The sequence below is a fragment of the Flavonifractor hominis genome, from assembly GCF_040095835.1.
Classification (GTDB): domain Bacteria; phylum Bacillota; class Clostridia; order Oscillospirales; family Oscillospiraceae; genus Flavonifractor; species Flavonifractor hominis.
On sequence record NZ_JBBMFT010000005.1, the window covers coordinates 1 to 19645 of the forward strand.

20 protein-coding genes, 2 tRNA genes and 1 pseudogene are annotated in these 19645 nt (G+C 62.9%); 12 read left to right on the forward strand and 11 right to left on the reverse strand.

Annotated elements, in window-relative coordinates:
* Both WMO45_RS09190 and WMO45_RS09195 read left to right on the forward strand, forming a co-directional pair.
* A partial coding sequence (locus WMO45_RS09190) for an S-layer homology domain-containing protein (RefSeq protein ID WP_349140379.1) occupies nucleotides 1-216 on the forward strand: 216 nt, incomplete at its 5' end.
* Between the two features lie 547 nt (nucleotides 217-763).
* A complete protein-coding gene (locus WMO45_RS09195; protein ID WP_349140381.1) occupies nucleotides 764-1099 on the forward strand; it encodes a hypothetical protein in 336 nt (111 codons plus the stop codon).
* Between the two features lie 336 nt (nucleotides 1100-1435).
* Here WMO45_RS09195 and WMO45_RS09200 read toward each other — a convergent pair.
* The 3 genes and pseudogenes from WMO45_RS09200 to WMO45_RS09210 form a co-directional block, all read right to left on the reverse strand.
* Nucleotides 1436-1534, reverse strand: a pseudogene (locus tag WMO45_RS09200) (AbrB/MazE/SpoVT family DNA-binding domain-containing protein); the annotation flags it as partial.
* A gap of 98 nt (nucleotides 1535-1632) precedes the next feature.
* Nucleotides 1633-2622 carry a diaminopimelate dehydrogenase gene (locus tag WMO45_RS09205; RefSeq protein ID WP_349140382.1) on the reverse strand — a complete coding sequence of 330 codons (990 nt, stop codon included), beginning with the start codon at nucleotides 2620-2622 and terminating at the stop codon, nucleotides 1633-1635.
* A gap of 77 nt (nucleotides 2623-2699) precedes the next feature.
* Complete coding sequence (locus tag WMO45_RS09210; protein ID WP_349140384.1) at nucleotides 2700-3344, reverse strand: L-fuculose-phosphate aldolase; 645 nt, start codon at nucleotides 3342-3344, stop codon at nucleotides 2700-2702.
* A 126-nt stretch (nucleotides 3345-3470) separates the two neighbouring features.
* Between WMO45_RS09210 and WMO45_RS09215 the strand changes: the two genes are divergently transcribed.
* Together WMO45_RS09215 and WMO45_RS09220 are read left to right on the forward strand one after the other, a co-directional pair.
* On the forward strand, nucleotides 3471-4694 hold the full coding sequence (locus tag WMO45_RS09215; RefSeq protein ID WP_349140385.1) for an ATP-binding protein: 1224 nt from the start codon (nucleotides 3471-3473) through the stop codon (nucleotides 4692-4694).
* 74 nt (nucleotides 4695-4768) lie between these two features.
* Nucleotides 4769-6130: a TraB/GumN family protein gene (locus WMO45_RS09220; protein WP_349140386.1), complete on the forward strand. Its 1362-nt coding sequence runs from the start codon at nucleotides 4769-4771 to the stop codon at nucleotides 6128-6130.
* 52 nt (nucleotides 6131-6182) lie between these two features.
* On the opposite strand, the gene WMO45_RS09225 is transcribed toward WMO45_RS09220, so the two are convergent.
* The 5 genes from WMO45_RS09225 to WMO45_RS09245 form a co-directional block, all read right to left on the reverse strand.
* On the reverse strand, nucleotides 6183-7256 hold the full coding sequence (locus tag WMO45_RS09225) for a M24 family metallopeptidase (RefSeq protein ID WP_349140387.1): 1074 nt from the start codon (nucleotides 7254-7256) through the stop codon (nucleotides 6183-6185).
* Nucleotides 7257-7285: 29 nt separating this feature from the next.
* Nucleotides 7286-7969: an HAD family hydrolase gene (locus tag WMO45_RS09230; RefSeq protein ID WP_349140388.1), complete on the reverse strand. Its 684-nt coding sequence runs from the start codon at nucleotides 7967-7969 to the stop codon at nucleotides 7286-7288.
* The gene (rpoN, locus tag WMO45_RS09235) at nucleotides 7962-9332 is read right to left on the reverse strand and encodes an RNA polymerase factor sigma-54 (RefSeq protein ID WP_349140389.1); all 1371 of its coding nucleotides are present in this window, start codon (nucleotides 9330-9332) and stop codon (nucleotides 7962-7964) included. The genes WMO45_RS09230 and rpoN overlap by 8 nt, the downstream gene beginning before the upstream one ends.
* Nucleotides 9333-9428: 96 nt before the next feature.
* Nucleotides 9429-9749: a sigma-70 family RNA polymerase sigma factor gene (locus tag WMO45_RS09240; protein WP_349140390.1), complete on the reverse strand. Its 321-nt coding sequence runs from the start codon at nucleotides 9747-9749 to the stop codon at nucleotides 9429-9431.
* Nucleotides 9730-9963 carry a hypothetical protein gene (locus tag WMO45_RS09245; RefSeq protein ID WP_349140391.1) on the reverse strand — a complete coding sequence of 78 codons (234 nt, stop codon included), beginning with the start codon at nucleotides 9961-9963 and terminating at the stop codon, nucleotides 9730-9732. The genes WMO45_RS09240 and WMO45_RS09245 overlap by 20 nt, the downstream gene beginning before the upstream one ends.
* Nucleotides 9964-10234: 271 nt before the next feature.
* On the opposite strand from WMO45_RS09245, the gene WMO45_RS09250 reads away from it, so the two are divergent.
* From WMO45_RS09250 to WMO45_RS09265, 4 genes are all read left to right on the forward strand, one after another.
* A tRNA-Thr gene (locus WMO45_RS09250) sits at nucleotides 10235-10310 on the forward strand.
* Between the two features lie 12 nt (nucleotides 10311-10322).
* Nucleotides 10323-10407, forward strand: a tRNA-Tyr gene (locus tag WMO45_RS09255).
* Nucleotides 10408-10589: 182 nt separating this feature from the next.
* A complete protein-coding gene (locus tag WMO45_RS09260) occupies nucleotides 10590-11210 on the forward strand; it encodes a LexA family protein (RefSeq protein WP_349140392.1) in 621 nt (206 codons plus the stop codon).
* Nucleotides 11211-11229: 19 nt separating this feature from the next.
* On the forward strand, nucleotides 11230-11589 hold the full coding sequence (locus WMO45_RS09265) for a DUF6483 family protein (protein ID WP_349140393.1): 360 nt from the start codon (nucleotides 11230-11232) through the stop codon (nucleotides 11587-11589).
* Between the two features lie 42 nt (nucleotides 11590-11631).
* Here the strand turns inward: WMO45_RS09265 and WMO45_RS09270 are convergent, their stop codons facing one another.
* Nucleotides 11632-12009: a metallopeptidase family protein gene (locus WMO45_RS09270; RefSeq protein WP_349140394.1), complete on the reverse strand. Its 378-nt coding sequence runs from the start codon at nucleotides 12007-12009 to the stop codon at nucleotides 11632-11634.
* Nucleotides 12006-14171: a Tex family protein gene (locus tag WMO45_RS09275; protein WP_349140395.1), complete on the reverse strand. Its 2166-nt coding sequence runs from the start codon at nucleotides 14169-14171 to the stop codon at nucleotides 12006-12008. The genes WMO45_RS09270 and WMO45_RS09275 overlap by 4 nt, the downstream gene beginning before the upstream one ends.
* A gap of 122 nt (nucleotides 14172-14293) precedes the next feature.
* Between WMO45_RS09275 and WMO45_RS09280 the strand changes: the two genes are divergently transcribed.
* Entirely contained in the window at nucleotides 14294-15241 is a 948-nt protein-coding gene (locus WMO45_RS09280; protein WP_349140396.1) for a hypothetical protein, read from the forward strand.
* A gap of 96 nt (nucleotides 15242-15337) precedes the next feature.
* Nucleotides 15338-17605 carry a copper amine oxidase N-terminal domain-containing protein gene (locus WMO45_RS09285; protein WP_349140397.1) on the forward strand — a complete coding sequence of 756 codons (2268 nt, stop codon included), beginning with the start codon at nucleotides 15338-15340 and terminating at the stop codon, nucleotides 17603-17605.
* Between the two features lie 58 nt (nucleotides 17606-17663).
* Here the strand turns inward: WMO45_RS09285 and WMO45_RS09290 are convergent, their stop codons facing one another.
* The gene (locus WMO45_RS09290) at nucleotides 17664-18080 is read right to left on the reverse strand and encodes a hypothetical protein (protein ID WP_349140399.1); all 417 of its coding nucleotides are present in this window, start codon (nucleotides 18078-18080) and stop codon (nucleotides 17664-17666) included.
* Between the two features lie 192 nt (nucleotides 18081-18272).
* Between WMO45_RS09290 and murI the strand changes: the two genes are divergently transcribed.
* Nucleotides 18273-19088: a glutamate racemase gene (gene murI / locus WMO45_RS09295; RefSeq protein ID WP_349140400.1), complete on the forward strand. Its 816-nt coding sequence runs from the start codon at nucleotides 18273-18275 to the stop codon at nucleotides 19086-19088.
* Between the two features lie 72 nt (nucleotides 19089-19160).
* Nucleotides 19161-19604 (forward strand): YwiB family protein, encoded by a 444-nt coding sequence (locus WMO45_RS09300; RefSeq protein ID WP_349140401.1) that lies wholly within the window; start codon nucleotides 19161-19163, stop codon nucleotides 19602-19604.
* The last annotated feature ends 41 nt before the right edge of the window (nucleotides 19605-19645 follow it).

Here is a 19645-nt window from a genome sequence, read left to right on the forward strand (position 1 = left end):
TACCGCTACGCCGGCTCCCCCGCTACGGAGGGCAGCCTGACCGGCTTTGCCGACGCCGCCTCCGTGTCCGCCTGGGCGCAGGACGCCATGGAGTGGGCGGTAGCCGAGGGCATCCTCACCGGCAAGAACGGCTCGGCTTTGGATCCCCAGGGCACCGCCAGCCGCGCTGAGGTAGCCACTATGCTCATGCGCTTTACTCAGAGCGAAAACAACTAATTTTGCATCCTTCCTTTCCTTTTCTTTTGAAATGGCCTGTGGATCATTTTTCCACAGGCCATTTCTTTGCTATTTATTTGTTATTTCTGAGATGAATTCTGCAACACCTTATACCATATGTACCACCTGCCTAATAGCGATAGTTGATATTAATGTTTTCGGTAATAAAGCTATTTTTGAATTTGCCAGGCTACATATATTATGATAAATTATTGCAGGTATTTAAGAGGTACTGCAGCTCTTAACGATTTGAACTATAATGAAGCGATATCTATATTTAGAACTGTTGATGGGTCCTATAAAGAAGATGCGGAACAAATGATTGAGGCCATTGATTGTATTGACGTTGCTGATGATATAACAGAGACACTCCAGGATCAGTATTCACTTTCTTTGCCAGATAGCTATTTGCACTTTTTTTCATTAGACTTTGACTTAAAGCCCTATTACGATGTCCAGAGCTACTCTTATTATTTTGACATTTAATGAACTATATTTGGATGCTCAGGGGGCCGTTAATCCGGAATACAACGGGAAACCTATACGTATGGAAAATCTTTTAGTTGTAACATACCTTGAGAATACAGATGGTTCAATGGACTGTGATATGGCTGTTTGGGTGTCCACTGGTATTGGCACTATGATTGATTTGGAAATCAATGATCAATATGCAATTCAAAAAATTCGTGAAGGAGCAGAGTACGTAAATATATACGGAACATTGAATATAGAATCGAATACCCTACTCCCAGAAGCGGATATAATTACGCTGACACAAGGTGGGATTTATTTTAATGACATTGATGCCTATACTTCATCAGACGTAGATTCGGATACTAATTCCGTTGGTTCTTCTGATCTATCAGATTATGATCTAGGCTAGCTTCATCCATCTGATTCTCAGTACATTGGAGACGATGAACTGAGCCAATTTACTTCTGAAAAAGTTATCTTGATTCGTAACGAGATCTACGCCCAGCACGGTTTGATATAGCCCCCTTAGAGTAGACACTCGAAAGAACAAAATTTCGAGTCTACACTATGGGGGCTATATCAGGCAGGGCAGAGCTTCCATTTTCATGAGGACTGATTCTACTCTCTCAAATATGCACGGTGATGGTACTATTTATCGGTATTATATACAATTCCAGCCGGTCCGTTTTGCCAGATTCATCATTCCAAAGCAATAGCGCTCCCACCATGTCCATGTTGTCTGTGACGGGTCGCCTTCCCGAATCCGCATGGTACGGCGGATCTCCTTGGGAATGACGACGCGCCCGAGGTCATCGATGCGGCGCACGATGCCAGTGGCTTTCATCGATTGATTCCTCCTGCGGTTGTAGTTACAGAGCTTAGTATCCGCAGGTTTCTTTTGCCTATGCAGGAGGACGGGCTGGTTTCATTTGGAAACGTTTGTTACAGCAGCGTGCGCCGCAGTTCCTCCGGCGGCAGGGGAGAGAGCAGGGCGGGCGGGACGTCCAGCAGCGTGCGGGCGCCCCGTTCGCCGGCGGTGTACAGCCGCCAGGCGGCCCGGGCGCAGGCGACCAGTACGCAACCGGTGAATTCCGGGTTGGAGTCCAGGGCGAGGCGGACCTCCATCCGGGCCGTGTGTTCTGCCTCCCAGCCGGTGCGGCCCCGGCAGAGCACCCGCCCACCGTGGGGCAGACCGGGGTGCTCCCGCTCCAGGTCCTGACGGGAGAGAAAGTGTACCTGGGTGTCATAATCCCGGAAATAGTGGGGCATGCCGGTGATGGCTGCACGGATGGCCTCCCGGTCGGCCCCTTCCTCCGCCGCCACGTAGCACACCCGGGTGTGCTTCTCCCGTGGGGAGAGCGGCGGGGCGTCCTCCCCCTCCAGCGCCTCCAGCGCCGCAGGGACTGGAATGGTGTAGGCCCGGGCGTCCGCCACGCCGGGCAGGCGCCGGACGGCGTCCGAGTGGCCCTGGCTGACGCCGGGACCCCAGAAGGTCTCGCACCGGCTGCCGGGCAGTACCGCACCGGCCCATACCCGGGCCAGGGAGAACAGCCCCGGGTCCCATCCGGCCGAGAGGAGGGCCAGGGTCCCGCCCGAGCGGGCGGCGGCATCCACGGCGGCAAAGTGCTCGGGGATGCGGGCGTGGGTGTCGAAGCTGTCCACAATGGGCCGGCGCAGGGCGCAGGCGGGGCTCTGCACCGGCAGGTCTTCGGCGCTGCCGGTGCAGAGGATGAGCACGTCCACCGTGTCTGCCTCCGCCTCCAGCGCGTCGGCGGAGCGCACGGGCACGCCGGGGGTACGGATGTGTACCCGGTCAGGCGGCCGGCGGGTGAAGACCCCCGTCAATTTCAAGTCAGGGGCCCGGCGGAGCGCACACTCCACACCCCGGCCCAGATTGCCGTATCCTACGATTCCAACACGGATTTGCTGCATATAAGACGCTCCTTTCCCGCCCCAAAGAGGGCCACGGAGCATCCTAGTCGCCGCCGGTTTGGTTTATGCCTGCCGTTTTATTTGGAGCGGTAGTCCCGGAACTTGCCCAGCACGGCCTCCACCTCCGCGCTGGTGAGGGGCACGCCGCCGCCGGCAGTGCGGGTGTAGTAATAGACCTTGGCCAGAAACTCCAGCTGCTGGGCGGTGTCAAAGGCGTAGGAGAGGGTGGGCCCTACGGCCAGCAGACCGTGGTTGCCCAGCAGGCAGGCGTTGTACGCCCGCTGCATGGCCTGCCAGGCGGCCTCGGCCAGCTCCCGGGAGCCGAAGGGGTAATAGGGAATGCAGGGCACCTGCCGGCCCGAATAGGCAACCAGGTAGTGGATGGGCTCGATGGGCCAGCGCAGGCAGGAGAGCACCGTGGCAAAGGTGGAGTGGGTGTGGACCACGGCATTCACGTCGTCCCGGCGCTGGTAGAACAGCCGGTGCAGGTCCAGTTCGCTGGAGGGCTTGCGGCAGCCCTCCACCACATTCCCGTCCAGATCGGTGACCACCACGTCCTCCGGCCGGGTCTGGTCGTAGTCCATGCCGGAGGGGCTGATGGCCATCCACCCGCTCTGCCGGTCGAACACGCTCACATTGCCGAAGGTACCCTCGGTCAGGCCGCAGGAGAGCAGCTTTTTGCCGTACTCCACCACCTGTTCCCGCTGAGATTGCAGCAGCATAACAAAAGACTCCTTTTTTTCTTCATCTTCCACAAGAATAAGGAAAAGCCCCGGGGAAGTCAAGGCATTGACAGGCTTTTTCCGCTGGCATACAATAACAGTCAAATACCAAGGGGGAATGAGAACATGAGCATCCAAACACTGCGCTATGCCCTGCGGGGCGTGGCTGCCTACCGTGCCGTGGTGGAACAGCCGCTGATGATTCGGGCCCTGGCCCTGCTGGACCGGCTGGCCGAGGGGGACGCCGCGGCCGCGGCGGAGGAGTACGCACGGCTGTTTTACCAGCTGCGGGCCGAGGGCTGCGCCAGCCTGGGCCAGTGGCTGCAGGGGCAGCTGCTGGACCGGGAGTCGCCCTATGCCGCCATGGTGGAGCACGATGAGGCGGATCCCGCCCTGGAGCAGGCCGCCCGGCAGGATGTGGAGGTGTTCCGTCAGCTGGCCGAGCTGGACTGCGCCCAGGTGCTGAGCGCCATGGAGGCCGCGGCCCCGCTGGAGCTGTGCCCCGTGCTGGAGCGCCTGCCCCGGTGGCAGACCGGCTGCCCCTTCTGCTTTGAGGAGCTCACGGACTTTTACCGGGCCAACGGGGCGGGGATCTTTGCCCGGCACCGGGCCTTTTTGTGGGAAAACGGCACCCTCTTCCCGGTGGAGGAGCCCGACTGCCCCGCCCCCGACGAGATGCTGGGCTATGAGCTGCAGCGGGACCAGGTCATCGCCAACACCCGGGCCCTGCTGGCGGGCAACCCGGTGAACAACGTGCTGCTCTACGGGGACAGCGGTACGGGCAAGTCGGCTACGGTAAAGAGCCTGCTGTCCCTGCCGGGCTTTGAGGATCTGCGCCTCATTGAGATGCAGAAGGAGGGGCTGGCGGACATGCCCCGGCTCATCCGCACCCTGGGCGGCCGGCGGCCCAAGTTCATCCTGTTCATCGACGATCTGGCCTTCGACCAGGACGACCGGACCTATTCCGTCATGAAGACCATCCTGGAGGGCGGACTGGAGCGGCGGCCGGCCAACGTGGCCATCTACGCCACCTCCAACCGCCGTCACCTGGTGCGGCAGACCTTCTCCGACCGGGCGGGGGACGAGGTGGACGCCTTTGAGACCATCGCGGAAAAGACCTCCCTGGCCGAGCGCTTCGGCCTGCGCATCCCCTACCTGGCCCTGAACAAAAATGAGTTTCTGGACCTGGTGGAGACCATGGCGGCCCGCTGCGGGGTACAGATGGAGCGCGAACAGCTGCGCAGCGAGGCCGGCCGCTGGGAGATGCGCCACCCGGGCCGCACCCCCCGCACGGCCAAGCAGTTTATCGCCAGCCTCTGCCTGGAGCAGAGCGCGGCGCTGGGCGGTTGACGCAGGCTGTGGTTTATGGTAGAGTGAGCGGGCAATACGGTGCCCGCAGAGGGGATAAGGAAAGGAGACAGCCAATGAAACGAAACTGGATGCGTCGGCTGCTGGCCGGCGCGGGCGCGGCGCTTCTGCTGAGCGTACCAGCCCTGGCGGCGGAACCCCAGCTGCCCTCGGCCTGGTCGGTGGATCAGCTGGCCGACAGCTACGCCATGGGCCTGGTGGACGACAACTATACCACATATATCCAGAGCACGGTGACCCTGCAGCAGCTGGAGGTCATGACGGACATAGTGGCCGACAAGCTGGCCCTGCTGGAGCTGCCCCAGCGCCCGGCCGATGGAGAGGCCCTGGTGGTGGACACCACCCGGGGCGGCGTGATGAACGCATTGTACCAGGAGGCCGCGGCCTATGACATTGACGGCGTGGAAACGGGAGCCCAGGCGTTCCTTTGTACGCTGGGCGTGGTCCAGGGCGACCAGAGCGGGCAGCTGCACACCGAGCGGCCCTGTACCTATGAGGAGGCCATGGTCATGGCCAACCGGCTCATCCTGGCCCTGTACGACCAGAATGACGCCGGCTCTCTTGGCCTGCTGTGGAAGGCCACCAACGGGAGCAACACCCTCTATCTGCTGGGCACCATCCATCTGGACCGCAGCAATGTCTATCCCCTGCACAAGTCCCTCCGGGACGCCATCGATGCCTCCCAGACCGTAGCCTTTGAGCTGGACCTGAACGATCTGGAGGGGATCGCCCTGCTCCAGAGCATGCAGACCTATGCCGACGGCAGCACCCTGGCCGACCACATCAGCCCGGAGCTCTATGAGCGGGTACAGGCTGCGTCCGACGCCCTGGGAATGGGGCCCAACGGGCTGGATGCCTATAAGCCCTGGGCGCTGGCCTCCACCTTCAGCACCCTGAGCATGATGGACGACACCACCAGCGCCAACGCCATGGCCATCGACAGCTATGTGAATGCCCGGGCGGTGAACAGCGGCAAGCAAATCGACGCTGTGGAGACCTACGCCTTCCAGGGCGGCATCTTCGACGGACTGTCGGAGGAGTATCAGGAGAGCTATCTGGACGCCTGCCTGGCCCTGTTTGAGATGGCCCAGGGCGGCGCTGCCGCCGAGGAGATCCAGGCGGCGGCCGGAGAGCAGGAAGAGATACTGAGCGGGATGTTCGAGGCCTGGAAGAACCGGGACCCGGAGGCCTTTTCCGAAGTGTACGACAAAGACGCCATCATCCACAGCGGCGATGAGCTTAATTCCAAGCTCTTTACCGAGCGGGATCCGGGTATGATCCAGGCCGCGGCGGCCTATCTGGAGCAGGAGGGGGAGAACACCGTCCTGCTGGCCGTCGGGGCGGGCCACATGGTGGACCCCGGCGGCATCGTGTCCGGCCTGCGTGAGCTGGGCTACACGGTGGAACTGGTACCTTAAAGCAAAAAGCGTCCGCACCCGTTTGGGGTGCGGACGCTTCTTTTTTTATGGCTCAGTCCACCACGCGCAGCTGCTTGGAGGCCTGGTTGAGCACCTGGCAGCCATCCTCGGTCACCAGCACCAGATCCTCAATGCGCACGCCCAGCCGACCGGGCAGGTAGATGCCCGGCTCTACCGAGAATACCATGCCGGGCTGGGCCACGGCGGGGCTGGCGCTGCTGTTGTCGGGCGGCTCATGGCAGTCCAGACCGCAGCCATGGCCCAGCCGGTGGGTGAAGTAAGGACCGTAGCCCGCCTGCTCGATCACGGCCCGGGCCGCCCGGTCTACCTGGGCCAGGGGAACGCCGGGGCGGATCATCTCCTCGGCGGCCTGGTTGGCGGCCAGCACGGTCTCATATACCCGCCGGCCCTCGTCGCTCACCCGGCGGAAAAAGACCGTCCGGGTCATGTCGCACCAGTAGCGGTGGATGGGGATGAACAGGTCCAGCACCGCGCAGTCTCCCTCCCGCAGGGGGGTGGCGTTGGGGGCGTGGTGGGGGTCGGCGGCGTTTGGACCGAAGCAGACCAGCTGCCCCTCCGCTGAGCGGTCGGCCCCGTGGGAGCGGTAGAGGTTTTCCACCAGGGCGGCCATCTCCTGCTCCTGCACGCCCTCATGCAGCGCGGCGATGGCGGCCTCCACCACCTGGTCGTTGATGCGGGAGGCCTGCTGCATGGCGGCGATCTCCTGGGCGTCCTTAAACTGCCGGGCGTCGTCCACCGGGGCGGAGCCCAGCACCGGCGTCACGTCCCGGCGGGCCTCCAGCACGCCGATGAGGAACTTGCTGGGCCAGGCCTTGTCCACCCCCAGCGTGCCGGGCAGCAGGTCGGCCGCCAGCTGGGCGGTGGGCACGTCGCTGTCGGTGTGGATGGCCAGCTCCAGCCCGGGCTGGGGCTCCAGGCCGAACAGGGCGTTGCCATACAGCCGGCAGGTGCCGTCTGCCCGCAGGTAGAGGGCCAGCATACGCTCCATGGGCTCTACCCAGATGCCGGTGAGATAGTAGACCGAGGCGGTGGAGCTGACCAGGATCTGCTCCAGCCCCTCCCGGCGCATGTTCTGTACCACCCGTTCCAGGCGCTTCTGATTCATGATGCATGCTTCCTTTCCGTGGGTCGGGCTCACAGGCCCAGCCAGTGTTTGAGGTCCCACAGGTCGGGGGCCGTGTGGACGCAGGGGAGTGCCCGCGCCTGAAAATCCGCCTCAGTAGTGGTGCCGTTGAGTACGGCGCAGAAGGGACAGCCCGCCCGCCGGGCGGTCTCGGCGTCGATGACGGTGTCCCCGCAGAAGAGCACCTGCTCCGGGGCAAGTCCCAGACCGGCCACGGCCCGCAGCAGCCCTTCCGGATCGGGCTTGGGGGAGGAGACCTGCTCGCCGCCGGTGATGGAGACCAGCAGGGGCAGCACGCCCCGGGGCTCCAGCACGGCCCGAAGGGTGTCGCTGCGCTTGGTGCTCACAATGCCGGCGGGGACGCCGGCCTCATGCAAAGCGGTGAGCAGCTCCACCGCGCCGGGGAACAGGCGGGTGCATGCCACCTGCATGGGGTTGGCCTTTTCCACATACAGACGGCGGAACTCCTCCCGCTGCTCCGGCCGGTCATCTCCGGTGAGGGCGGTATATCCGTCCTGGAGCACCATGCCGATGGTGCGGCGGACGGCCTCCGCTTCCGGCTTGGGCAGGCCCATGCGGGCAAAAGCGTATTCAAACCCAATCACAATGGCCTCGCTGGCGTCGGCCAGGGTGTAGTCAAAGTCAAAAAAGACAGCCTGATATTGCATGGTGATGCCATGACCCTCCTTACTCATATTGCTTGCGCCCGGCGGTGCAGGGGATGTGCAGTTCGTCCCGGTATTTGGCTACCGTACGGCGGGAGAGCACACAGCCCTGGAGGGCCATGAGCTGACAGAGCTTCTGGTCGGACAGGGGCTTTTTCTTGTCCTCCCCGGCGATCAGCTGGCGCAGCAATGCCTTGGCCGCGTCGGGAGAGGCGGCGCCCTCTCCTCCGCTGGGGGCGCCCAGGCTCCGGGAGAAGAAATAGCTCAAAGGATAGACTCCCATGGAGCACTGGATATACTTGTCCCGGATGGCCCGGCTCACCGTGGACTCGTGCACGCCGATCTGCCGGGCCACATCGGCCAGCGACAGGGGAGAGAGGTGGCCGGGGCCGTGGCGGAAAAAGGCCTCCTGAAAATCCAGGATGCACTCGGCGCAGGCCATCAGGGTGGAGCGGCGCTGCTCGATGGCCTTGACCATCCACTTGGCCTGCCGCACCTTGCCTGTCAGGTACTCCACCACCTGGGCGTCGTCGCTCTCGCTGAGCAGGCGGGTGTAGTAGCCGCTGATGTGCAGGGTGGGGAAATAATAGTCGTTGGACAACAGCTCGAAGTGGTCGGGAAAGGAGACCACAATGATGTCCGGATTGATGTACGTCAGGTGCTCCCGGGCGGCAAAGCCGGTGCCCGGCCGTGGATTGAGGCTCCGGATGAGCTCACAGGCGGCATGGACCTGTTCCGGGGTGGCCTTCAGCTCCCGGGCGATGAGGCCGTACCGGTTTTTGGACAGCGCGTCCAGCTGAGTACGGACGATGCCCACCGCCAGCTCGTCCACCGGCGTGCGCCGCTGAAGCTGCAGCGTAAGACATTCCGACAGGTCCCGGGCCCCCACCCCTGCCGGCTCCAGAGACTGAACCACCTCCAGGGACCGGGCCATCACCGGCAGAGACAGTCCGCAGTCGGCGGACAGCTCCTCCAGGCGTTCATCCAGCCAGCCGTTCTGGTTCAGGCTTTCCACCAGAAAAACGGCCCCCTGCATTACCTCGGGCGGCAGTTCCAGCACCTGCAGCTGGGAGAGCACATAATAGTAGAGATTCTCCTCGTCGGCGTCCACCGTGCCGTACTGGCGCAGGGAGTCTTCCTCCTCCTCGGTGTCCTGCTGGTGGTAGTAGCGGTTCTGAGGGTCGGAGGACTCCAGCCACTCCAGCTTGCGCCGGAGAATGGCCGACTCATCCTGATGGTCGTACCGCTCCTCCGGCTCCAGGACCGGGTTTTCCTGAACCGCCTCTTCGATATACTCCAAAAGCTCCTGCGAACCCATCTGCAGGATCTCCATGGACTGCATCATCTGTGGGGACAGGGTCTGGACCTGCTTTTGCGATAGATTGAGCTCCACTGACTGCGCCTCCCTTTTCCGCAAAACAACACACTTTGCTTTAAGGGGTAGTATAACATGGATGGCAGATCCATTTCAACCGCCGCTTTCCTGCCCTTACTCTTTTGGGGGGACCAGAAGGATGTCGGCGCCATACCGCAGGCAGCGGCGCAGACGGGTCTCGCCGCGCTTGATGGTGCGGGAGACGGTGGATTTGTTGACCCCCAGCCGCTCGCTGATCTGACGCATGTTCAGCCCGTCACTGTAGTAGAGCAGCAGCACCTGACGCTGCTTTTCCGTCACATCCTCCCGCAGCGCCCGCAGCAGGTTGCGCCGGAGCCGTCCCAGCTGTTCGGAGTTGTCCGCGGCCATGGCCCGGGAGTAGACCGCCATGTCCGCGGCATAGGCGCCCCCTCTTCTATAACGTGTATCGGACATTGCGCCGGTACCCCCTTTCATAATAGTGCTCACACAGCACGGCCAGTTCCCGTGCCTCCCGCCACATGGTCCGCAGCAGGCGGATGCGTCCATCCAGCCGCAGACGCAGCTCCCGGCTGTCCGTACTCCGGCGCTGCTGTTCCAGTTCCAGCGCCCGGGTCTGCAGGGCGGCGGCGCTGGCGCGGTAATCCGCCGACAATTCCAATAAGGTCATGATGCTTGCTGTTTGCCTCCTCTGAATCCGCAAGTGTTTCCGTTTCCCGGCAGCGGGGGCAGAGCTCCCGCTCCTGGCCGTACAGCTCCGAGCGGCACCGGGAACACCAGCCCGACGGCCATACCCGCTGCATGTCCCGCAGCGGGTCCAAATCTGGTACGGGATCCGTCCCTTTTTCCCCCTCTTCAAAAAAATTAAAAAATTTGCATCTTGTGCTTGACAAATCCCTCCCATGCTGTTAAAATAACATTCGCTGTGGACGAGCTGGTTTGCTGGTGTAGCTCAGTTGGTAGAGCAGTTGATTTGTAATCAACCGGTCGGGGGTTCGAGTCCGTCCACCAGCTCCATCAAGTTCATATGGAGGAGTTCCCGAGTGGCCAAAGGGGGCAGACTGTAAATCTGTTGCGATTCGCTTCGGTGGTTCGAATCCACCCTCCTCCACCAAAAAATGTCTCGCCAGAAGGCGGGGCATTTTTTTGCGCCCGGAACAGAACAAATGTTCGATTGCAAAGCTATAATAGCACCAAACGGAGATGAAAGTCAAGGCTGTTTTTCCAGTAATATGTTGCAAATGGTGATAAACTGTGATAATATAGTCCGCAAAATGGGACAGGGAGGACCGCCCGATGGAGCAGGAGAGCACCTTTGGGGCCCGTCTGCGGGCCGTGATGGAGGAGCGGGGCTACAGCTATGAGCAGCTGGGCCGGCGGGTGAACATGAACCCCCAGACCCTCAACCGCTATGCCCTGGGCCAGCGGGAGCCCCGGATGGGGACGGCGGTGGCCATTGCCCGGGCGCTGGAGGTGGACCCTCTGTGGCTGCAGGGGTACGCCGTTCCCCGGCAGAGCCAGAGGCGGGCGGCAGTGCCCGTTCTGGGTGAGATCCGGGCGGGGGCGCCCATGGCGGCCTGGGAGCAGCCGGAGGGCTATGCCGCTGCCGATGTGCCCGACCCGGAGGAGTATTTCTACCTGCGGGTCACCGGGGACAGCATGGTGAACGCCGGCATCCGGGAAGGGGATCTGGTCCTGCTGCGGCGGCAGGAGAGCGCGGAGAACGGCCAGATCGTGGCCTGCCTGGTGGATGGAGAGGACGCCACCCTCAAGCGCTTCCGCTGCCAGAAGGGGATGGTGATCCTCCAGCCGGAGAACCCGGCCTATGAGCCCAGGATCGTACCGCTGGAGGACTTTGCCACCGGACAGGCCCGCATAGTGGGCGTGGCCGTCCGGCTGGTGCGAAATCTATTGTAAAACAAAGGAGAACGAGCATATGCTGACCGAAGACTGGATGATGCGCCAGGTGGACGCGCTGACCCGCTCCATTGCCTATCTGGTGTTTAAGAAGGAGAGCACCGACTACGTCCCCACCGGGGCGGAGGAGGACAGCGAGGTGGACGAGCTCTACCGCCGCCTGCTGGAGAAGGTCAACGCCGGGGACATCGGCGGAGCAGAGGACCTGCTCTTTGAAGAGAGCGATGTGAACGATCTGCGGTATCTGGAGCTGGCGGTGGACTTCTACGCCCGGCTCAACGACCTCAGCGACGAGCAGCTCCGCCAGGCCGGCTTTGGCCGGGACGAGATCCAGGAGGGGCTGCAGGATCTGGCCGAACAGTTCGGCGTGTCTCTGTAAAAAGGAAACAGGCGGCGGGCGCACATGCGCCCGCCGCCTGTTTTATTCCTGCCCGGAGCGAAACTGCTCCATTTCCCATTCGTCCCGGATCTCCAGGCCCCGCTCTCCCGCCAGGCCCTCGATGTGGTGGGTGAACTCGTGGGACAGGGTGGTGTACAGCTCGTCCTCCCAGTCCTCCTGCGTCCAGTCCTCCTGCAGGGCCAGGGCGGCGAAGGAGCCGTAATAGAGGTTGATGTACCGCCCCATCATGTCGTTGCAGTACTCCCCCATGATATAGAGCTCCCCAGGCGCCGCCTCCGGGTCCTCCCGGGTGTCGGGCAGCAGGGAGATGCCGCCGTTGAGCTCGGCGTAAAATTCCTCGGGGAACTCCTCCGCCATCTCGTCCAGCAGGTCCCCCGCTTCCTCAAAGCTCAGGATCATACCGTCGCCTCCCGGGGCTTCTTCATGGTCAGGGAGATGCGCTTTTTCTTCTCGTCCACTTCCAGTACCCAGACGGTGACGATGTCCCCCACGGCGCACACCTCGCTGGGGTGGCGCACCCGGCGGTTAGACAGCTGGGAGATATGCACCAGCCCGTCCTGATGGACACCGATGTCCACAAACACGCCGAAGTCGATGACGTTGCGCACCGTGCCGGTGAGCTCCATGCCGGGCTTTAGATCCTTCATCTCCAGCACGTCGGTGCGGAGGATCGGCTTGGGCAGCTCATCCCGGGGGTCACGGCCGGGCTTCATCAGCTCGTCCACAATGTCTTTCAACGTGGGCAGACCCACGCCGCAGGCCTCCGCCGCCTTTTCCGGACCGTAGGCCTTCACGTTCTCCCGCAGTCCGGAAATGACCCCCGCCGCCACGTCTTTCACCGTGTAGCCGCACAGCGCCAGCAGCTGTTCCGCCGCCGCATAGCTCTCCGGGTGGACCCCGGTGTGGTCCAGCACGTTCTTACTCTCCGGCACCCGCAGGAAGCCGGCGCACTGCTCGAAGGCCTTGGGCCCCAGCTTGGGCACCTTCAGTACCTGTTTGCGGGTGGTAAAGGCCCCGTTTTCCTCCCGGTATTTCACAATATTCTTGGCCGTGGTGTTGTTCAGCCCCGCCACATAGGACAGCAGGGGGGCGGAGGCGGTGTTCAGGTCCACGCCCACGGCGTTGACGCAGTCCTCCACCACGCCCTCCAGGGTCTCGTCCAGCCGGGCCTGGGGCATGTCGTGCTGGTACTGGCCCACGCCGATGCTCTTGGGGTCGATCTTCACCAGCTCGGCCAGGGGGTCCTGGAGGCGCCGGGCAATGGACACCGCGCTTCTCAGGTTCACGTCGTAGTCGGGGAACTCCTCGGCGGCCAGCTTGGAGGCGGAATACACCGAGGCCCCCGCCTCGTTGACGATCATATAGCTGACCCCGCCGCCTACCTTTTTGATCAGTTCCACCGTCATCTGCTCGGTCTCCCGGCTGGCGGTGCCGTTGCCGATGGCGATGTGGGCCACGGCGTGTTTACGGATCAGCTTGGAGAGCACGTCGATGGCCTCCTGCTTTTTCCGCTCATTGAAGGTGGGATACACCACCGCCGTATCCAGTACCTTGCCGGTGGCGTCCACCACCGCCACCTTGCAGCCGTTGCGGTAGCCCGGGTCCAGGCCCATGGTGACAAAGCCCTTTACCGGCGGCTGCATCAGCAGGGGCTTCAGGTTCAGACCAAAGTTGTGAATGGCCCCCTCGTTGGCCTGCTCGGTGAGGGTGTTGCGGATCTCCCGCTCCAGGGAGGGCTTCAGGAGCCGGTCCCAGGCGTCGTCGGCGGCGGAGCGGACAAACTCCATGGCCGCCCGGCCGGGCACCACCGCCCGGCGCACCGCGATGCGGGCGGTCTCGTCGTCCAGCTCCACCCCGGCCTTGAGAATGCCCTCCCGCTCGCCCCGGTTGATGGCCAGCACCTGGTGGCCCATGGCCTTCCCCACCGGGGTGCGGAAGTCGTAGTACAGCCGGTAGACGGTGTCCTCCGGCTCCTTTTCCGCCGAGCGAGACACCAGCACCCCACGGCGCAGGTACAGCTCCCGCAGGCTTTTGCGGACGGCAGCGTCGTCGGAGATGGCCTCGGCGATGATGTCGCTGGCCCCCTGAAGGGCGGCCTCCGCGCTCTCCACCCCCTTGTCCGGGTCCACATACGGCTCCGCCAGGGCCTGGGGATCCACCTGGGGACCCAGGGCGAACAGGGCCTGGGCCAGAGGCTCCAGCCCCTTCTCCTTTGCCATGGTGGCCCGGGTGCGCCGCTTGGGTTTGTAGGGCAGGTACAGGTCCTCCACCTCCGCCAGGGTGGCGGCGGCGTCGATGGCGGCGGCGAGCTCCTGGGTCAGTTTGCCCTGGCTCTCAATGGAGGCCTTGACCTCCTCACGCCGCTTGTCCAGGTTGCGCAGGTATTGCAGCCGGTCGGCCAGGGTGCGCAGGGTGGTGTCGTCCATGGCGCCGTGGAGCTCCTTGCGGTAGCGGGCGATGAAGGGAATGGTGTTGCCCTCGTCAATGAGGGTGACGACGTTTTGAATATAGGTCTCCTTCTGGCCCAGCTCCTGAGCCAGAATCTGGATGATACGCTCCATAAAAATACTCCTTGATCCGATAAAGTACCCTTATTTTACGCGATTTTGACGGCCAAGTCCAGCGAATTTCCTTGCATGTGAGAGCGCCCTCCCGTACAATGAAAAGAAAGGAGGGGGATAGCATGAACGAACGGATCCATCAGATCAACGAGCAGCTGCGGGAACTGGCCGGACAGCAGGCCGAGGCCCGCAGGCTGGAGGTCCGGCTCAATGACCTGCGTGCCCAGTATGAGGAACGGCAGGCCCGGGTGGAGGAGACCGCCCGCCGCTTCCGGGAGGAGCAGGAGGACGTGGACCGATTGGAGCGGGGCGGCCTGCGGGCCTTCCTGATGAACCTCACCGGGGACAAGGAGGAGCGGCTGTCCCAGGAGCGGCGGGAGGCCCTGGCGGCCAAGTGCCAGTATGATCAGGCGATGGCCGACCTAGATGAGCTGGACCGGTCCATCCACGAGCTGCTCCACCGGCGGGAGCAGCTGCGGACCGACGGGGTCAAGCTGGAGGCGCTGCGGCGGGAAAAGGCGGAGCTGCTCAAGCAGGAGGGGGGCGCCGCAGGGGCCCGCCTGGCCGAACTGGACCGGGCCCTGGAGCAGACTGGGAATCAGCACCGGGAGGTGGAGGAGGCCCTCCGGGCCGGCCGGCAGGCTGAGGTGGCCCTGTCTGCCGTGCTCAACAGCCTGGACAGCGCCGAGGACTGGGGATTTGTGGATATGATGGGGGGCGGACTGGTCACCACCATGTTCAAGCACGAGCACCTGGACGACGCCCGGCTGGGCATCGACCGGGCTCAGCAGGCCCTCTCCCGCTTCCGCACCGAGTTGGCCGACGTACGCGAACTGGAGATCCCCCAGATCCAGATCGGGGAATTTGCCACCTTTGCCGACTACTTTTTTGACGGACTGTTCGCCGACTGGTGCGTCCAGTCGGGGATCCATGACGCCCAGAACGGCGTGTCCGATGCCCATATGCGGGTGCTGGCCGCCCTGCGCCGCCTGGAGACCGTGGAGGGGGAGCTGGCCCAGCAGCTCCGGGACCTGACCCAGGAGCGGGAGAAGTTGCTGGCCGGCTGTTGATCTTTTGAACAAAAATTTGGAAAAGAGTGGACGCGTTTTTGGATATGTGATACCATAAAACCGAAACCAAAGACAGAACAGACAGGAGGATCCCCCATGAAACGATATCTTTGCGTATTCCTGGCCGCCCTGCTGACCCTGAGCTGTATGACAAGCGCGCTGGCCTCCGCGCCGGCCGGCGCAGAGGAAGAGACGCTGTATCAGCAGTATGGCCCCTGGAACAGCTGGACCCAGGAACAAAAGGACGCGGCTGGGGCCGACTGGGATCAGGCGCAGTGGGACGACTACTGGCAGTCCTACGAGGCGGATGCCTGGCAGCCTTTGGATGCCTATTATGCCGATTATGAACAGTGGAGCATGGAATATGGCACTTATGAGGGGATGCAGGATTCGTGGCAGGAGGAGCTGAGCCAGACCAAGGCGGAGCTGGGCATGCCCTATCCCGGCATCAACGTCAGCCTCAACGGGGAGTACCTGGACTTTGGCGGTGTGGAGCCGGTGGCCGAAGCCGGGCGCACCCTGGTGCCCTTCCGGCCCTTCCTGGAGGGGTTGGGCGCCCAGGTGAGCTATGACGAGGCCAGCGGACGCATCGAAGCGGTGCTGCCTGAGGGGACGAGTATGACCCTGTGGGTGGGACAGACCCGGATGGAGTACACCGAGGGAGAGCGCATCCAGACCCTGGAGATGGATGCCGCGCCCTGCATCCGGAACGGACAGACCTACATCCCCGTCCGTTTTGCGGCCGAGGCCCTTGGACTGGAGGTCAGCTGGGACGCCTACTATGAGACGGTCCATCTGACCGACGTCGCAGCCCTGGTGGAAGAACTGGACGGGCAGCTGAGCTGCGCCAATGAGATCTACGCCGCCCTGCAAAACGAGTGGCAGGCCCAGCTGGAACGGACCTGCCAGGCAGAGGGGGAGTTCCGTTTCTCCGCCACCCTCTACGGGGAGAAGGAGCACGCCACCGGCACCTTCGGGCTGAGCCTGGAGGGACTGGGCAACGGGCAGAAGGGGGAGTACACGCTGAGCGTCCAGGCGGAGCCCGGCGCTCTGGAGCCCCTCATCCGCAACGGGACGGTCTGGGACGTGGACCAGCTTGCCGCTCTGGACGGGCGGAGCCTGCGCCTGCTGTTTGACCTGGAGCAGGGGAGCGTCTATTACAAGGGCGATCTGATCGCGGCGCTGGATGGGAGCGAACTGCCCGGCGACACTTGGGTGAGCCAGACGCTGGAGCCGCTGGACCTGAGCAGCGTGACCTGGCCGGATACCCTGGGCCAGCTGATGTGGCAGATGTACGGAACAAGTGGCTTCTATCTGGACGAGACTCCGTGGCAGGTCGTTATGCAGCAGGCCGAACCGGTGCTGCAGCTGCTGGGAGACAGCCGTTTTACCCGCACGGTCTCGGGAGAACAGGTGCGCTATGACTGGACGGCCGATCTGGCCTCGCTGGTGATGGAGCAGCTGAGCGACGATCCGCTGGGGACGCTGATGGGCTGGACCAGCTCGGACGCACAGGTTCCATCCAAGATGGAATTGAAGGGCCAAGTGGTCCTGCGCGGCGGCCGGCTGGAGCAGCTGAGCGCATCGGGGGAACTGGAACTGGACAGCCTGGGCCTGCCCGCCGCGTTCACCTTTGCGCTGGAGGCCACGCCTGACCGGCTGACGCTGAACGGTGCCCTCACAGGCGAGTATATGGGCAAGGTAGAGCTGGAGGCCCGCTCGGAGCGCCGGGAGACCGCCGAGGCCCCGCGTACCACCCCGCCTGAGGGAGAGGCAGTGGAGAGCTATGATGTGCTGACCGGGCTGCGCCTGCCCGGCGTGCCCGCCGATTTCGGCGGGGCCCACTATGTCCAGGCGGCACTGGATGCCCGCTACGGCAAGGCGTGGGATGCGGACTATCTGGCCGCGGTAGGTATGGACCAGGCGGCTCTGGAGCAGAAGCAGCGGGAACGGGATGTGGCCGCATTTTGCGACAGCTTCCTGCTGGAGACGCCCGGGCCGGAGCTGGAGGAGGAGATCTGGGCCCTGCTCCGGGAAATCTACGCCCGCACCGACTACACGGTGAAGGACGCCGGCGACGGCACGGTGGAGGTGACCGCCCGGCCGCTGGATGTATTCGACCGCGTTTGGGAGGTCTACTGGCAGCAGATGGACGGGATGGACCAGAGCGGCGGCGAAGACTGGAGCCGGAGCGTGCTGGAGCTGTGCCGGGAGCAGCTGGAGCAGGCGGAGTACGGACCGGAGGAGCAGACGAGCGTTCAATTGCAGCAGTGGGAGGACGGCACCGTCGGCCTTGACCGGTATGAGCTGGAGCTGCTCCACTCTACCTTGATCCTGCCCTCCGCCCCGAGCTACTGGTGGTAATGGGACAAAACAAATGCGCCGGACCGCAGATGCGGTCCGGCGCGTTTTGCCTGTCTGTTTACAATTGGTCGCTGTCCACCAGAATATTGTCGGTGCCGTGTTCCTCAAACTCGGCGATATAGGCGTCGATCCGGCTGGCCAGCTCCTCATAATTGCTCTCGTCGATGGGCGCGTCGTCCATGTCCCGGCGGGCCAGGTCCTCGGCCAGAATGTCGAAAAAGACGTTATTTTCATATTCCATGATCGCCTCATGGATGCCGCCCTCGGTAAAAGCGCGGGAGGGGACTACCTCTCCCTGCCAGTCCTCGGCCAGCACCCCCATGCCCTCTTCCCGGGCCTTGGCGAACAGCAGGCTCTCTACCTCGTCATAGTCCCGGAAGCGGTCGTCCCCCCGGGTGGAATTCAGGATCCAGTTGCCGATATAGGCCATATCCAGCAGGCGGCGGAATTGTTTGGTCGTCAGCTCCAGCTTCATCGCGCGAACCCTCCTCGCTGTCATGACGTTGGGGACAAATCGGTCCCTTAACCATTATTATAGTCAGCCAAGCGGAAATGTCAAACAGGGAGCGCGTCGGAACCTGTGAAAAAAACCCTTGTCTTTCCAGGGGGTTTCGCATATCATAAATAAGATCAGTAAGAACGGATAACCGTCCGAGGAGGAATTGCTTTGGATAACCGACCCATCGGTGTGTTTGACTCCGGACTGGGGGGATTGACCGCGGTGCGGGAGCTGTGCCGCCTGCTGCCGGAGGAGGACATCGTCTATTTTGGCGATACCGGCCGGGTGCCGTACGGCAGCCGGTCCCGGGAGACCATCGTAAAATACGCCCGGCAGGATGTGGCATTCCTGCGTACCTTTGATCTGAAGGCCATTGTCATCGCCTGCGGCACGGTTTCCACCACTGCGCTGGATACCCTGGCCGCCGAAAATCCCATCCCGGTGCTGGGGGTGGTGGTGCCCGCGGCCAAGGCGGCGGCCGAGGCCACCCACAACGGCACCATCGGCCTCATCGGCACCCAGGCCTCCATCCGCAGCGGGGCCTATGAGCGCTGCATCCAGACCCAGAGACCGGGAACCGTGGTGCTGGCCCAGCCGTGCCCCCTCTTTGTGCCGTTGGTGGAGAACGGACGCTTCCACCGGGGAGACGTGGTCATCGAGACGGTGGCCGCGGAATACCTCCAGCCTCTGAAGCAGGCGGGGGTGGATACCCTGGTGCTGGGGTGTACCCACTATCCGCTGCTGGAGGAGGTCATCTCCGACTACATGGGGCCGGAGGTGACCCTGATCAACGCCGGTGCGGCGGGCGCCCGGGCGGTGGCCGACCGCCTGCGGGAGACCGATGCGCTGGCCAGCCGGAAGGAGGGGGGCTCCTGCCGCTGCTTTGTCAGCGACCGGCAGGAGGATTTTGCCCGCATCGCCTCCACCTTCCTGGGCTGGGATGTGAGCGGAGCGGTGGGACAGATCGATATCAGCCGCTATTGAGGGAAAACCCCTTTACATCCGCGCCGCCATTGGGTATAATAGTTTGCAATTTGCTGTTTGAGGTACAAAAGCATGGAGAACAATGTGATCATATCCATTCAGGGCCGGCAGTCCTTTGAGGATACCGAAGACGAGACCATTGAGCTGGTCACCGAGGGGCGGCTGGAGTCGGAGGGCGACGGAGCCTTCACCCTGAGCTACCAGGAGAGCGAACTCACCGGACTGGAGGGGACCCTCACCACCTTCCAGATCGAGCGGGGACGCATCACGCTGCTGCGGATGGGCAGCGTCAACTCCGAGATGGTATTTGAGGAAGGGCGCCGCCACCTGTCCATGTACAACACCCCCTATGGGGCGCTGTCGGTTGGGGTCAATACCAAGAAGATGCGCTCTGAGCTCAGTCCGGCGGGAGGCAACATTGAGATTGACTACGCCATTGAGATCGACCACGCAGTGGCGGGACAGAACCTGTTCCGCATCGATGTACGGGAAAAACGGCCTGTGCTGCGGCAGTAAGGCCGTATGGAATGAGAGAAACAAAGAAAAGGTGGTTTTTT